Annotated in this window: 16 protein-coding genes; 7 read left to right on the top strand and 9 right to left on the bottom strand. The window is 62.9% G+C overall.

Annotation, left to right across the window (positions count from 1 at the left end):
* Positions 1-4 precede the first annotated feature (4 nt).
* The 4 genes from EU803_RS03175 to EU803_RS03160 all read right to left on the bottom strand — a co-directional run bounded on the left by EU803_RS03175 (position 5) and on the right by EU803_RS03160 (position 3,329).
* Positions 5-1,336, bottom strand: coding sequence for a TRAP transporter large permease (locus EU803_RS03175; RefSeq protein WP_129679663.1), 1,332 nt, complete (start codon positions 1,334-1,336; stop codon positions 5-7).
* Between the two features lie 10 nt (positions 1,337-1,346).
* On the bottom strand, positions 1,347-1,862 hold the full coding sequence (locus EU803_RS03170; RefSeq protein ID WP_129679661.1) for a TRAP transporter small permease: 516 nt from the start codon (positions 1,860-1,862) through the stop codon (positions 1,347-1,349).
* Positions 1,863-1,979: 117 nt separating this feature from the next.
* Positions 1,980-3,125 carry a TRAP transporter substrate-binding protein gene (locus EU803_RS03165; RefSeq protein WP_129679659.1) on the bottom strand — a complete coding sequence of 382 codons (1,146 nt, stop codon included), beginning with the start codon at positions 3,123-3,125 and terminating at the stop codon, positions 1,980-1,982.
* A 24-nt stretch (positions 3,126-3,149) separates the two neighbouring features.
* Entirely contained in the window at positions 3,150-3,329 is a 180-nt protein-coding gene (locus EU803_RS03160) for a hypothetical protein (RefSeq protein WP_129679657.1), read from the bottom strand.
* A 204-nt stretch (positions 3,330-3,533) separates the two neighbouring features.
* Between EU803_RS03160 and EU803_RS03155 the strand changes: the two genes are divergently transcribed.
* The 4 genes from EU803_RS03155 (at position 3,534) to EU803_RS03140 (ending at position 6,436) form a co-directional block, all read left to right on the top strand.
* Positions 3,534-4,538 carry a LacI family DNA-binding transcriptional regulator gene (locus EU803_RS03155; protein WP_242494262.1) on the top strand — a complete coding sequence of 335 codons (1,005 nt, stop codon included), beginning with the start codon at positions 3,534-3,536 and terminating at the stop codon, positions 4,536-4,538.
* A gap of 84 nt (positions 4,539-4,622) precedes the next feature.
* On the top strand, positions 4,623-5,318 hold the full coding sequence (locus EU803_RS03150; RefSeq protein ID WP_129679653.1) for a hypothetical protein: 696 nt from the start codon (positions 4,623-4,625) through the stop codon (positions 5,316-5,318).
* Between the two features lie 104 nt (positions 5,319-5,422).
* Positions 5,423-5,974 carry a 2OG-Fe(II) oxygenase gene (locus EU803_RS03145; protein ID WP_129679651.1) on the top strand — a complete coding sequence of 184 codons (552 nt, stop codon included), beginning with the start codon at positions 5,423-5,425 and terminating at the stop codon, positions 5,972-5,974.
* 33 nt (positions 5,975-6,007) lie between these two features.
* Positions 6,008-6,436: a DUF1801 domain-containing protein gene (locus tag EU803_RS03140; protein WP_129679649.1), complete on the top strand. Its 429-nt coding sequence runs from the start codon at positions 6,008-6,010 to the stop codon at positions 6,434-6,436.
* On the opposite strand, the gene EU803_RS03135 is transcribed toward EU803_RS03140, so the two are convergent.
* The 3 genes from EU803_RS03135 to EU803_RS03125 all read right to left on the bottom strand — a co-directional run bounded on the left by EU803_RS03135 (position 6,424) and on the right by EU803_RS03125 (position 8,870).
* Positions 6,424-7,383 (bottom strand): 1-phosphofructokinase family hexose kinase, encoded by a 960-nt coding sequence (locus EU803_RS03135; protein WP_129679647.1) that lies wholly within the window; start codon positions 7,381-7,383, stop codon positions 6,424-6,426. The two genes, EU803_RS03140 and EU803_RS03135, sit on opposite strands and share 13 nt — an antisense overlap.
* A 64-nt stretch (positions 7,384-7,447) precedes the next feature.
* A complete protein-coding gene (locus EU803_RS03130; RefSeq protein ID WP_129679645.1) occupies positions 7,448-8,368 on the bottom strand; it encodes an MBL fold metallo-hydrolase in 921 nt (306 codons plus the stop codon).
* 106 nt (positions 8,369-8,474) lie between these two features.
* Positions 8,475-8,870 carry a metallopeptidase family protein gene (locus EU803_RS03125; RefSeq protein ID WP_129679643.1) on the bottom strand — a complete coding sequence of 132 codons (396 nt, stop codon included), beginning with the start codon at positions 8,868-8,870 and terminating at the stop codon, positions 8,475-8,477.
* A gap of 63 nt (positions 8,871-8,933) precedes the next feature.
* On the opposite strand from EU803_RS03125, the gene gltX reads away from it, so the two are divergent.
* Positions 8,934-10,256: a glutamate--tRNA ligase gene (gene gltX, locus EU803_RS03120; RefSeq protein ID WP_129679641.1), complete on the top strand. Its 1,323-nt coding sequence runs from the start codon at positions 8,934-8,936 to the stop codon at positions 10,254-10,256.
* A 107-nt stretch (positions 10,257-10,363) separates the two neighbouring features.
* Here the strand turns inward: gltX and EU803_RS03115 are convergent, their stop codons facing one another.
* Positions 10,364-10,843 (bottom strand): hypothetical protein, encoded by a 480-nt coding sequence (locus EU803_RS03115; RefSeq protein WP_129679639.1) that lies wholly within the window; start codon positions 10,841-10,843, stop codon positions 10,364-10,366.
* A 179-nt stretch (positions 10,844-11,022) separates the two neighbouring features.
* On the opposite strand from EU803_RS03115, the gene EU803_RS03110 reads away from it, so the two are divergent.
* Positions 11,023-11,700: a sulfotransferase family protein gene (locus EU803_RS03110; protein WP_242494261.1), complete on the top strand. Its 678-nt coding sequence runs from the start codon at positions 11,023-11,025 to the stop codon at positions 11,698-11,700.
* A gap of 78 nt (positions 11,701-11,778) precedes the next feature.
* Positions 11,779-13,341, top strand: a complete 1,563-nt coding sequence (locus EU803_RS03105; protein WP_129679636.1) for an NAD(P)-binding domain-containing protein — start codon at positions 11,779-11,781, stop codon at positions 13,339-13,341.
* Here the strand turns inward: EU803_RS03105 and EU803_RS03100 are convergent.
* On the bottom strand, positions 13,338-14,525 hold the full coding sequence (locus EU803_RS03100) for a 4-hydroxybenzoate 3-monooxygenase (RefSeq protein WP_129679634.1): 1,188 nt from the start codon (positions 14,523-14,525) through the stop codon (positions 13,338-13,340). The two genes, EU803_RS03105 and EU803_RS03100, sit on opposite strands and share 4 nt — an antisense overlap.
* Between the last annotated feature and the right edge of the window lie 17 nt (positions 14,526-14,542).

The following is a 14,542-nucleotide window of genomic DNA, read 5'->3' as shown; positions in this document are numbered from 1 at the left end:
CCTGTTACTTGTAGATGTCGGGAAGAAAGGTTGTCGAAATCGCCGGAATATAAGCGATGAAAAGCGTCACGATCAGCATGAAGAAGACGAAGGGAATGGCCCGATAGGCAATGCGCAGGATGGATTCCCCGGTCAGCCCTGCCACCACGAAAAGGTTCAGGCCCAGCGGCGGGGTGATGAAGCCCACCCCCAGCGCGGTGATCATCATGATACAGAACTGGATCTCGTTCATACCGATGTTATCCGCCAGCGGCTTCAGGATCGGCGCAAGGATCACGATGTTGGGCGTGGTTTCCATGACGCAGCCCGCGGCGATCAGGATGCCGATCATCAGCAGGATCAGAACCCAGGGTTCGTCGCTCAGCGAGGTCGCGGCAGAGACAAACCCCTGCGGCACCCCAAGGATCGCCAGCGCCTGCGCCAGCGGCAGGGAAAAGGCGATGATCGGCAGGATCACCCCGTTGACCTTGGCCGAACTGACCAGCATCGCGGGAAAGTCCGACAGTTTCAGCGTCCCAAGGATGAACCCCATGATGATGGTCACGACCACGGCGGTCGCCCCGGCCTCGGTCGGGGTCAGCCGGCCCGAGAAGATGCCGTAGAAGATGATCCCCGGCACGATGAAGGCATACCAGCCGGATTTCAGCGCCGCGCCAAGGCGCGTGGCCCAGTCGCGGAACGACATGTTGCCGCCACCTTCCCAGCCATACAGCCGGTTCATGATGATGTTGGTGGCAAGGATCGACAGAAGGATCGCGATCCCCGGGATCAGTGCCGCAAGGAACAGGGTCGAGGCGGAAATCCCCAGCACGAGGCCGATGATGATATAGGCGATCGACGGCGGGATCAGGATGCCGGTACAGGCCCCCGCGGCGACAAGGGCGCAGGCATAGGGGCGCGGGTAACCGCTTTCGACCAGCCGGTCGATGGTCATCCGGCCCACGGCGGCGGCCCCTGCCGCGTCGGACCCGGAGATCGCGGCGAACATACCGCAGACCAGCACGGTGGCCGACCCGAACCCGCCCTTGGCGAATTGTGTCAGCGCCTCGGCCACGTCCAGAAACTTGCGCGACAGCCCGGTCCGCACCAGAACGTCCCCCGTCAGGATGAACAGCGGCACGGCGGTCAGCGCGAAATGGTCGATCCCGTGAAACAGGCTTTCGCCGATCAGGCTGAGCGGCAAGGCACCCGAGATCATCAGCATCAGGATCGCGGCCGATCCTATCGCGGCCCAGACCGGCACCGCCAGCGCGACCAGAAGGACGAACAGAAGGACCGGCCCATAGAATTCCCATCCAAGGTCGATGGTCTGTTCCTGAAGTGTATTCCAAAGCATGGTGGCCCCCTCAGTCGAACAGCTTGTCGCCTTCGTACACGGGGCGTCCGTGCCGAAGATCGTGAAGGTCACGCAGGAAGGATTGGACCAGCCGCACCACCACCAGCGCGAACCCGGTGGGCACCGCCATCAGGAACCAGACCTGGCTTATCCGCAGCCCGTGGGTCACCGACCCGAACTTTGCCGAAACGAGGACCGTTTCGAACGACCAGTAAAGCGCGACAAGCGCGACCGCGAACATCACCACGTCCCCGAACATGTACAAAAGCGCCTTCACCCGTGGCCCGACGTATTGCAGGATCACGTCGATCCGGATGTGCCCGCGTTCGCGCACGGCGGATGCCGCGCCGATCCAGGCAAGGTAGATGAAGGAATAGCGGACGATCTCCTCGCCCCAGATCGAGGAATAGGCCAGCAGCTCGCGCCGCAGCACCTCGATGAACATGGTCGCCACAAGCATCACGTAGAACCCCAGCAACAGCCAGCGTTCCGCGTTTTGGTTGAGGGCTTTCAGGATGCCCGACATTCCATACCTCCCGCCGCCAGGGCGCGCACTGGGCAGCCCCCGACCCCTATGGTCACGGCAATGTTGTGATCAGGGTTGGGACCGGCGCGGGGTGCGCCGGTCCGCAAGTGGCGCCGATCAGGCGTCGTGCACGTAGTAGCGGCCTTGGGTGCCCGCGGCCTCTTCCAGCTTGGCGAAGGTCTCCATCGACCCGGCCAGCTCGACCTTGAACTCGTCCCATTCGGACCGCTGGTAGCCACCCGCGGCCTGCCATTCGGCCAGCTGATCCTCGGTCAGCGAATGGAACTGGACACCTGCCTTGGCCAGCTCGGCCATGGCATGGGTGCGGGCGGACGGAACCTTGGCAAGGTTCTGGTGCGCGGTCATTTCGCCAGCCCATTCGATCCCTTCCTGCACGTCGGCAGGCAGCGAGTTGAACCATTCAAGGTTCATCGAATAGACCTGACTGTCCGGCACGGCTTGGGTAAAGGTCACGTGGCTGAGGATGTCCTTGAAGCCGAAGACGAACAGCGCGCCGACCGAGGGGTCAAGCGCATCGGCCACGCCCTGCTTGATCGCCGAGGGGGTTTCGCCCCATGCCACCGGGGTCGGGTTGGCGCCGACCATGCGGTAGTACTGCTGCAGCATGGCAGAGCCGGGCACGCGGAACTTTACACCGGCCATGTCGGCGGGGGTGATGACCGCATCGCCACCCTGACGCACGGCAACCACGCGCGGGTCGATGTTGATGTACATCAGCGCCTTGAAGCCTGCGGCCTCGACCTTGGGATGCACTTCGGATTTCCAGGTGTCGGAATTCACAAGGTTGGTGAAGCGCTGGTTCGAACCGCACAGGTAGGGCATGTTGATCAGGTCTACGGTCGAGGCAAAAGGCGCGAAGTTGGCCAGCGAATGCTGCGCACACTGGATGGTGCCGGTCTGAACCGCCTGCGCAAGCGCGCCACCGGCGCCCAGTTGGCCGCCCGGTGCCAGTTTCACATAGACCTTGCCGTTGGTGGCGTTCTGGATGTTTTCCTTCAGGTCCAGCTGCATGATCGGATAGCTGCGCGACGCGCCCAGCACATAGGCCGTGGCCAGCGTCATGGTGTATTCGGCGGCAGCCTCCCGCTCCGCTTCTTCCTGCTGGGTCTGGGCCGCAGCCTCGGACGACCAGAGCATCCCCCCTGCCCCGGCCACCAATGCGGCGGTAAAGCTGCCGGATGCGGCCAGCTTCAGAAAGTTCCGGCGTTCCTCGGACGCCAGTTCGGGTGTCGTTCTACGCATGTGCTCCTCCCTATTGAGCATGTGTCAGTGTTCTTTTTTTGAATCACGTTCGCGCTTCAGGATCGCCGTCACGAAGGCGACCGTTGCGCATGCAAGAATCAGCATCTCCTGCACATCGCTGAGAACCGACATGTCGAACCAAGCCCCCGCGACCACGTCCAGAACGAAGCAGCCGAAGAGAAGTGCCGAAAGTGCCAGTGCCACGCGCGTGCTCCCGAGAATTTTCGATTCTCAAAAAATGTAAGCGCTTACATATTCAAATGCAAGCGCTTACATTGTATCCATGGATACACCCCGCCAACCGCTATGATGTAAGGGATAAGGGACCACGACCGGAACAGATGCCCGGCCCGCCCATCAGGAAAGCCAGAGGTTTTGACAAGACAAGAGCGAGACCCGACCGCAACCGTGCCCACGTTGGAAGACGTGGCGGCGCGGGCGCGTGTCTCGACCGCGACGGTCTCGCGCTGTCTGAATTCGCCCGATCAGGTCAGTGAACGCACCCGGCAGCGGGTCATGGAAGCGGTCCGTGATCTTGGCTATGCGCCGAATTTCGGGGCTCGGGCCCTTGCCGCGAAGCGCACGAATACCTTTGGCGCAATCATCCCGACCATGGAAAACGCCATCTTTGCCCGGGGCCTTCAGGCGTTTCAGGACGAATTGCAGGCCAATGGGATCACCCTTCTGGTCGCCTCGTCCAGCTATGACCCTGACCGGGAGGAGGATCAGATCCGGGCGTTGGTCGCGCGGGGGGCCGATGCGCTGCTGCTGATCGGCCACGACCGCACCGCGCAGACCTACGATTTTCTTGACCGGCGCGGCATTCCCTATGTCGTGGCCTGGGTGCATGACAATTCGGTGCGGCGGCACTCTGTCGGGTTTGACAACTTCGCCGCGATGAAGGCACTGACCGAAGAGGTTTTGGCGCAGGGGCACCGCAACATCGGCGTCATTACGGCGGAACGATCGGGCAACGACCGGGCCCGCGAACGTTTCCGGGGCATCTGTTCGGCCCTGTCGGATCACGGGCTGGACCCCGCTGACCTGCTGATCGAGGAAACCACCTATTCAATCGACAACGGCGCAGAGCGGTTCGCCCGCCTGATGGACCAGACGCCGCGCCCCACGGCGGTTCTGTGCGGCAACGACGTGTTCGCCGCAGGTGCCTTGATGAAGGCCCGCGATCTGGGTCTGCGGGTGCCGCAGGATGTGTCGATCACCGGGTTTGACGACATCGACCTTGCCGGGATCGTGACGCCGGGGCTGACCACCGTGCACGTCCCCCACCGGGAAATGGGGCGGCGGGCGGCCCGGCGGCTTCTGGCGCTGCGGGCGGGCGACGACCCCGGACCGGGCGAGGAGTTGGAAACCACGATCAAGTGGCGTCAGTCACTTGGCCCCGCGCCGACCTAGTCCGCCCCAAAAATACCCTGAATGCGGTCGAAAACGGCCGGAATGCCCACGCAACCCTTGGGCGAAACGCAAGGGGAGGCATTCATGGCCATTGTTCTTTTTCCGCGCAAACAGAACCTGATCACCGGCGTCGGGATCGGGATCGGGTTTGCCCTGTTCGGCAAGGCCCTGTTAACCGGCGCCGCCATTGGATCGGGCGGGACCGATGCCTTTTCCCCATTGATCGGCGGCGTATCGCTTCTGTTCGGACTTTGGGCCGCGGTCACCTGCGCCTTTGCCCTCTGGCGTCCGGCGCCCAGTTTCTACGCGGATGACGAAGGGTTCTCTGTCATGGGGAAATCGAAACGGCCATGGTCCGATTTTCAGGGCGTGCAGGTGCGCACCCTTCGGATCTGGTGGATCCCCACGACGAAATGGGTCGAGGTGAAGATCGGCAAGGGCAAAGTCTTTGCCAGGAAGATCCAGATCCGCTGGACCCATCTGAACGGCCCCGCCGGGGAAATGGCCGACGAAATCCTGACTGCCGCCGGTGCCTCGGCCGCGCGGGCCCTGCTGGCACGGCACCAGAAGCCGGTGGATAAGGGTATCGACGCCGCGAAGAACAAGGTCTTTGACGACCTGTTCGCCGCCCCCAGGACCGAAGAACCAGCGGCCCAGCCCAGCCCGGCCCGGTCGCACCGCGCCCCGCGCCCGGTTCCGGCGACGCGCAAGGCGACCGACAGTTTCGACCAGGGCCCGATCGTCAGCCACCGCAGCCTGCGCGAACGGATCATGGGCTGACCCGGATTTAGGGCGCAAACAGACCTTCAGGTCGAAAACAGACAAGATCGGGGTCAGGTCCGGCCCTAGGCGGGGTCTTCCTTCATACAGGACGGACCCTTCCCATGATCGCCATCCATTCGGTCGATGCTGCGTTTTCCGCCACCGATTGCGACCGCATCGTCGCCATCGGCTGCGCCGCCGAAGCATCGGATGCGCGTCTTGTCGGGCAGGCCCGCGACCACAACCTGCGCCGCGCCGATCTGGTCTGGCTGGACGATGTCGAGGGCGCGGATTGGGTCATGGACCGGATCATCGACGTGGTGCGGATCGCCAACCGCGATGTCTTTGACTTTGCCCTCACTGACTTCTCCGAAAGTGCGCAGGTCGCCCGCTACGGGGCCGAGCGTGAGGGCCATTTCACATGGCATTCCGATATCGGCGACGGACAACTGGCGTCGAAACGCAAGCTGACCATGGTCGTCCAACTGTCCGAGCCCGAGGCGTATGACGGCGGCACGCTCGAGGTCATGCCCTCAAGCCATGCGGTCGAGGCGCCGAAGACGCGCGGCACTGCGACCCTGTTTCCCAGCTACATGCTGCACCGGGTCACGCCGGTGACCCGCGGCGAACGCCATTCGCTGACCATCTGGGCGCACGGTCCCGCCTTCCGCTAGAGCGGCGGGCCGACCCGTGCTAGGCTGCGGGACATGGCCCAGAACAAGACCCAGGTAACCGCGACCGACCCCGCCGATTTCATCGCCGCCGTGGATCATCCGCAGCGGCGGGACGACGCGCAGGTTCTGGACGCCCTGTTCCGGCATGTCACCGGGTTTCAGCCGCGCATGTGGGGGCCGTCGATCATCGGATACGGGCAGTACCACTATCGCTATGACAGCGGGCGCGAGGGTGATTTCCTTGCCACCGGCTTCTCCCCGCGCAAGGCGAACCAGGTGATCTACATCCTGCCGGGCTACACGGATTTCGGCCCGATCCTTGACCGGCTGGGCAAGTGGAAGAAGGGCAAATCCTGCCTTTACATCACCAAACTGGCCGATGTGGACCTATCGGTTCTGGAAGAGCTGATCCGCGCCGGTCTGGACGACCTGAACAGCCGCTGGCCGGTTCAGCCGACCTGAACCGGGGTCACGGGGGATTCCGCCACCAACCGCTCTGCATCCTCGGGGCGGCAAAGTTCGGTCCCTTCGGTCATCACCGCGGCCGAGGCCGTGGCCGACCCCCAGGACAACGCCTCGCGCAGGGATTTGCCGTCGGCCAGCGCCTTGACGAAGCCGCCGACGAAACTGTCGCCCGCGCCAACCCGGCTGCGGACCGGGACGGTTGCCGCCTTGACCGCAAGGCTTTCGTCCGCATTCACCAAAACCGACCCATGCGCGCCACGCGCAATGATCACGGTTTCGGCCACGCCGCGCACCAGCAGGTAGCGGGCAAAGGCGGCGGTTTCCTCGTTCGACCGCAGCGCATGGCCGGCAAGGCCCTCGGCCTCGCCCTGATCCATCCGCAAAATCCACGGCTTGATCTTGTGTTGCCCCTCGGCCAGCCGGTGCAGGGCCGCGCCCGAAGTATCGACGATCACATCCCGGCCCTCGCCTTTCAGCGCCGCGCAGAGGTCCAGATACAGGTCGGGCGAGGCACCCAGCGGCCCGCTGCCCGACAGCACGACGATGGCGTCGGCGGGGGATGCGGCCTTGATCGCGTCGGAAGCGGCGGCAAGCTCTTCCACCCCCCATTCCGGCCCCGGCAGCATGAACCGGTATTGATCGCCCAGCCCTTCGTCGGTGACGGCAAGACTTTGCCGGGTCTCGCCCGGCGCGGGATGCACCACCAGCGTCAGCCCGGCCGTTTCGATCAGTTCACGCAGATTATGGCCCGTATGTCCGCCAAGCGCGACAAAGGCCGTGGCCTTCCCGCCCAGCAGGTTAATCGCGCGGGCCACGTTCAACCCGCCGCCGCCCGGATCCATCTGCGGCGGGGTGCAGCGCAGTTTCACACCCGCGGTCACATGGGTGACCGAGGTGGCGATATCAAGCGCAGGGTTAAGCGTGACCGTGACGATCGGGCGCATCGGGGCCTCCGGGATTCTGATGGCGCTAACATATGCCCGGAATTCGCCCCGATGCCAAGGAGGGCTACATCAATTGATAGCTATGCGGGACAAAGTGGAAGCCGCCCTCGCCGCGCGTGTCCACATAGCCGAGGCCCGGGAACGGCATGTGATAGCCGATCAGCGGGAACCGGTCGGCGGCTGCCATGCCCAGAAGCCGCTTGCGGGTTTCGGCGGCGGTGGGTTTGTCCATGTCGAACCGGACTTCCCAATCGGGATAGGCCAGCGACCAGACGTAGTGGTTGGCCGTATCGGCCATCACCAAAAGCTGCGCGCCGTTCGATTCCAGCATATAGCCCATGTGGCCGGGTGTGTGCCCATAGGCCGCAACGGCGGTGATGCCGGACCGGACCGCCCCGCCGTCCCCAAGAAAGGTGAAGCGGTCAGCCAGCGGCCGCACCTTGGCCTCGAACCCTTCGTTGCCGGACATGTCCCAATGATCGAACTCTGCCTGCCCCGTCACATAGGCCGCATCGGGGAAGGTCGGGTTGCCCGCGTCATCCGCAAGCCCGCCGATATGGTCGCCATGCATATGGGTGATGACCACATGGGTCACATCAGACGCTGAATAACCCGCCCCCGCCAGAGCATCCAACAGGCCACCGGCGTTCAGCCCGGTGTCAAACAGGATCACCTCGGACCCGGTGTTGACCACGGTCGGGGTAAAGAAGAACTGCGCCACATCGGTGGGGATATGGGCCGCCGCGCTGACCTCGGCAAAGGTGTCGTCATCGACGTTGAGGCCGAAGATGCCCTTTGGCTCCTCGACCGGGCGCGACCCGGCCAGAAGGGTCGTCACCTTGAAATCGCCAAGGGTGAAATCGCGGGACTGCGGCAGGCGGGCGGCATGGCCCATGGCGGCCCCCGCGCCCGGCACCGTGGCGGCAGCGGCTGCAAGGGGCAGCGCGGCCCCGGCCTTGATGGCTTGTCGACGTGTCAGTTTCATTTCAGACCTCCCAGATAAGGCGTTACCCGGAAAAGAAGCCTAGCGCGGCGCGGTGACCCGACCAGTCAGCATTTCTGCATAGAACCCCTGCGCATTTGCGCCGGGATCATTCCCACCAGCGGTCTATCGCGGCGATATCCGCATCCGACCAGCCAAAGTGATGGGCGAACTCATGCACCGTTACATGGGCCACGAGGTCGGCAAGGGTCACATCCCCCCGCCCGGCCCATTCATCCAATATCGGGCGACGGAACAGCCAGACCACATCCGGCCCCTCGGGTTGGTCAAAGCTGGATTTCTGGGTCAGCGGGATACCATCGTAAAGGCCAGTCAGCTCGAACGGGTCGTCCATCTCCAGCCCGGCCAGCATCTCTGCGTCCGGGAATTCTGCCACGCGGATCGCGACCGCCTTGGCCGCCGCACGAAAGGCATCGGGGAACTGCGCCACGGTTTCGCGGGCCAATTCCTCGATCTCGTCACAGGTGGGCGCGGTGAAGTCCATGCGCCGGATATGGACAAAAACGCCACGGTGTGAAAGAGCCAAGCGCGACAGGAGACCAGACCCATGACCACGACCCGCTTTGCCCCCTCGCCCACCGGTTGGCTGCACATCGGCAACCTGCGCGCTGCGCTGATGAACTATGCCATCGCCCGGCAAAACGGGGGCACCTTCATCCTGCGGATCGACGACACCGATCAGGAACGGTCGAAGGAAGAATACGTCGAGGGGATCAAGGACAGCCTGACCTGGCTGGGCTTTGACTGGGACCGGATCGAACGGCAGTCCGAACGGCTGGGCCAATACCTTGCGGCCAAGGAAAAGCTGATCGAGATGGGCCGGCTGTACGAATGCTTCGAGACGCCGACCGAATTGGACCTCAAGCGCAAGAAGCAGCTGAACATGGGCAAGCCGCCGGTCTATGACCGCGCCGCGCTGAACCTATCCGAGGACGAAAAGATCCGGCTGCGCGAAGAACGCGGCGGCAGCCACTGGCGGTTCAAGCTCGACTGGGAACGGATCGAATGGGAGGACGGCATTCTCGGCCCGATCTCGATCGACGCGGCCAGCGTATCCGACCCGGTGCTGATCAAGGACAGCGGCCAGATCCTCTATACTCTCGCCTCGGTGGTCGATGACACGGAATTCGGGATCACCGATGTCGTGCGCGGGTCCGACCATGTGACCAACACCGCGACCCAGATCCAGATCATTCAGGCGCTGGGGGGCACCGTGCCCCGCTTTGCCCACCATTCCCTGCTGACCGGGCCAGACGGTGAAAAGCTGTCCAAGCGGCTGGGCAATCTCGCGCTGCGCGACCTGCGCGAACAGGGGATCGAACCGATGGCGATCACCTCTCTGATGGCGCGTCTGGGGTCGTCGGACCCGGTCGAACTGCGCGGCGACCTGTCCGAGGTCGTGGCGGGTTTCGACGTGACCAAATTCGGCGCGGCGCCCACGAAATTCGACCCTGCCGATCTGGAACCGCTGACTGCGCGTGTGAACGCGGCCAAGCCCTTCGCGACCGTTGCCGGTGACGTGGCCGCCCTTGGGGTGCCGGACGCGGTGGCCGAACAGTTCTGGTCGGTCGTGCGCGAAAACATCACCTACCTGTCGGACATGGCCCCGTGGTGGGAGGTGTTCACCGGCAAGGCGCAGGCCGATGTGGACGACGAGGATGCCGAGTTCGTCGCCACCGCCCTGTCGATGCTGGGCGAGCCGCCCTACACCGCCGAAACCTGGGGCACCTGGACCACTGCCGTGAAAGAGGCGACGGGCCGCAAGGGCAAGGGGCTGTTCATGCCCCTGCGCAAGGCCGTGACCGGTCAGGCACGCGGCCCGGAAATGGCCGATGTCATGGCGCTGATGCAGGTGAAACCGGCGGTCTAGTGCCGCCGGGCTTTGTCGCCCGTCAAGGCGCCCGGCCACATGGGCGGGCGTTCCTTCGAAAGCATCGGGACATTGCTGGCGGCGGCCTTTGCGATCCGGTCAGCAGATTATGTTTTCTGGGCTTGGTCCAGCAGAAGTTTGTCGAGGTTTGCGGCGCAATCCAACAGTTCGTCAACTTCGCACAGAACCAATTCGGTGCCGGGCGATCGCATGATGTGTCGCCGCCCCCAACGAAGATGCCCCCCGGACTCCTCTACCTTATAGATCGTCCGGTTTCTCAACTCGACATTGATCCCAAAACGGCGAAGCAGGTCACCGAGCAGCGCCTGTGACTCGAACAATTCGGTCAGCAACGCATCGGGAAGATTCCGCTTGGAGATACGGAGCGTGGCATCAAGAACCTTGGCGTCGCTGGCCACCTGGTAGAGGCTCGACCGGCGCATGATCCAATCACCTTCGTCTACCTGAACAGAGGGCCGCGCGATCATCGCGCCAAAGCGTTCTGCAAGTTTTGCCGACATAAGCCCGTCGTGCAGCAGGAGGTCTGCGCTCGTCGGGTCCGGTTCAAGACCAGTGTCGGGTTGCATCTTGTCGATCCATCTGGGGCCGCCCGAGGATAGCCGCGCGGTGTCATGTCACATTGGCGTCAATCGTCCCCGTAGTAGAACCGCCTCACTGTGCGGTCTTCAAGGGCCAAGGACAGCGTTCCTCGAAATTGCCGTCCATACCGATAGGGCTCGTTTATCCATGTTGCATAGAGGCATCAATGAGATACTTTGGGTCGGCACGAGATGGGGAAATCAGAGTGACACTCGAGGTAATCGGCGCGGGCTTTGGGCGGACCGGGACCCACTCGCTCAAACAAGCTATTGAAATCCTTGGATTTGGGCCGTGTCATCACATGTATGAGGTCCGCAGATCGCCCGAACAATTGGAAATGTGGACCGAGGTATCGCGCGGCGGGCGCCCGGACTGGAGCAAGATCTTCAGCGGTTTCAAGTCTCAGGTCGATTGGCCCGCTAGCTGCTTTTGGGAGGAGTTGGCGGACCATTTTCCAACGGCGAAGGTCGTGTTGACCGTGCGCGACCCGGACGCGTGGTATCACAGCATCAGCCGAACCATCCTGCCGTCATCCGAATTGGGCCGGACGATGGACGAAACCGCGGAAGGGCGTGCCGGGTCGGACATCATCTATCGGCTGGTTCTCGAACAGATCTTCGGTGGACGGCTTGCGGACAAGGACCACGCCATCCGGGTCTATAACGACCACATCGACAGGGTTACCGCGACAATTCCGCCTGAAAGACTGCTGGTCTACAATGTCAAAGACGGCTGGGCGCCACTGACTGATTTTCTTGGGGTGCCCGTGCCGAATGTCGAATTTCCAAGCGGCAATTCTGTCGCTGATTTCAGAAGTCGAAAGCCATATTTGAGCAAGACATGACACGAAGCACCCCGTTGGACCTGCCTGTCAAAGCGATGCGGCGATCCGTCATTGCCCACATCGCCACGGGGCCGAGACGTGAAAAAGATTTCGCCCATGCAGCATGACCAGACATTCAAGGCCGTGGTTGTCGGGGCCGGGCCGGGCGGGCTGGTCGCGCTGAAAGAGCTGCTGGAGGCAGGTATTCGCAACGTCTGTCTTCTGGAAAAGTCCGACCGGATCGGGGGACTATTCGCGGGCAGCTATGACGGTCTGTATCTCACGTCTTCAGCGGCCTTCAGCATGTTCTCGGATTTCCCGATCCAACAGGGCACGGCAAGCACCTTCTGGACCAAGCAGCAGGTCACCGACTACTGGACCGCCTATGCGACCGAATTCGACCTTTGGCCCCATATCCGCTTTGACACCAAGGTAAACACCGCGATCCGAACGCCCGGCGGCGGTTGGGAATTGGCAACGGACGACGGACCAGTGGCTGCTGCCCATCTGATCGTTGCCACGGGCAATAACGTGGCACCTGTGGTGCCGGAATGGGCGGCGGATGTCACCGCAATCCCTGCGTTGCATTCGTCCCAATACAGGAATTCCGAAGCCTTCAAGGACAAGACCGTGGTGATTGTCGGCGGGGGCGAGTCCGGCGCAGACATTACGCTTGAAATTGCGGCCGTTGCCAAACGAACCTTCGTCAGCCTTCGCAATGGCCCCGGTTGGATCGTCCCGCGCAAACGGGGCGAGATCGCCGCCGACATATCCACGCACCGCGCGTTCTGGACTTTGCCCTATTGGACTGGCCAACGCATCAGCAAGGACCTGATCGAAGCGGACCGTGAGCGCGGCAAAAAATCGGACGTCTTGGCCGAGGTCGCGCGTTTGAACGGGATGGTTGCCTCGCCACACGGAATACGGGGGGTCTTTGGAACAAAGAGCCTCGGCCTTCCGCGCGCCATCGTCGAACATGGCGCCACGCTCACGGATGGAATTGCACAGGTCAAAGAGGAAGGCCGCGTTCTGGTCACGCACAGCGGAGTGCGGCTGGACAACGTCGACATGATCCTCTTCGCGACCGGGTTTCGGACCGATGTCCCCTTTCTGGCCGACACATTGCCCGAATTTGACCCCCGCGCGTGGTTCAAGGGAATCTTCGTTCCCGATCTGGGCGACGCGCTGGCGCTGGTCGGATTTTCGCGCCCCACATTCGGCAGCCAGTTCCCGGTGATGGAGCTACAGTCGCGACTTGTGGCGCGGGTCCTGAGTGGACAAGCGACGCTGCCGTCACGCGCACAGATGGTTTCCGTAGCCAGTACCGACAGTGCCCGGCTTTCCGATCAATTCGGGGCGACCGGGGACCGCGTCCGCGGGTTGGTGGACTATGCACGCTACATGAACGACCTCGCCCGGATCATCGGGTGCCATCCGCGCCTATGGCGGCTGGCGCTGACCTCTCCGCGTATGTGGGTCAAGGTCTTGTTTGGTCCGATGCAGGGCGCTCAATTCCGTTTGACCGGCCCCGGCAGCAAGCCAGACACGGCAAAGGCAATCCTGCGGGACATGCCCCTCAGCCCCTTCAATCACATCGTGAAAGCGGGCCTGCGGGCACGTCTTCGGCTTCTCATGCAGCTGGGACGGCGCCCAAGGGCCTAGCCCCGCAGGTTCGGAAGGCCCGCGTATTCAAACGCCAATGCCCTTTGAACTTCTTCGCTTTTCAGGATCAGATCATATTCTGCCTGCCTGATTTTCCGGTCGTAGGGGTCGTCCGTCGGGAAGATATGAAGCAGTTTCGTCATCCGCCAAGACAGATGCTGCGCCGCCCAGACCCGCGACAGAGCATCGGCGGAGTAGCTGTCCAGAAGCCGATCGTCCTTTTCTGAAAAATGCGCGATCAGGGCTGCCGACAAGAGCTGGATATCCGACAGGGCCATATTCAACCCCTTGGCGCCGGTCGGCGGAAAGACATGCGCGGCGTCCCCAGCCAGAAACAGCCTGCCCCAGCGCATCGGTTCCACCACCCGGCTTCGCAGCGCGGCCAATGATTTTTCGATGGACGGGCCGGTTGTCACCTGCGCGGCAATCTCGGGCGGGCAGCGGCCAAGGAAGGTGTCCCAGAACCGGTCGTCGGACCAAGCCTCAGGACCTTCATCAAGCCGCGACTGGACGTAGTACCTGCTCAGCATCGGGGTGCGCTGGGCGGCAAGCGCAAACCCGGTTTCATGGCGGATGTAGGTGAAATCGTCGATTGGTGGTGCCTCGACCATGATGCCAAGCCAGCCAAACGGGAACTTGCGTTCATAGACCTGCCGGATCGACTCTGGAATCAGTTGCGAACAAGGCCCCTGCGCACCATCGCAGCCAATGACAAAGTCACATTGAACCCGAACCGAATGTCCGGCGGTCGTGAACGAAACTTCGGGCCGGGTTCCATCAATCCCTTCAATCTCAAGATCCGTTATCTGGTCGAAGTAGGGCGTCCCCGTGGCTTCGCGCATGGAATACAGGTCTTCGGTCAGAAAGGTCTGGCCATAGGCCATCATCTCAAGCCCGGTCCACTTTTTGACATTGATCATGAAACTTGGCCGACCCTGCCACGCGATGCGGGTTCCGTCGCGCGGGCGTCCGATCTGGTCCATCCGCTCGCCGACTCCGCTGTCGCGAAGAAACTCGACCGCGCCCGGCTCAAGCAGGCCCGCCCGAATCCGTGAAAGGACATGTTCGCGCGATCTGCGTTCCAGAACGATGCAATCTACGCCCGCCTTTTCAAGCAGGAGCCCCAGAAGCATCCCCGCTGGCCCGGCCCCAACGATGACAACCTGCGTCCGGTGCTGTTGCATGTCTGTCTCCGTCGGTT

The sequence above is a fragment of the Loktanella sp. IMCC34160 genome, assembly GCF_004145845.1.
Lineage (GTDB): Bacteria > Pseudomonadota > Alphaproteobacteria > Rhodobacterales > Rhodobacteraceae > SELP01.
Note: the sequence above shows the minus strand (reverse complement) of the source record. Positions and strands in the feature narration are given on the sequence as shown.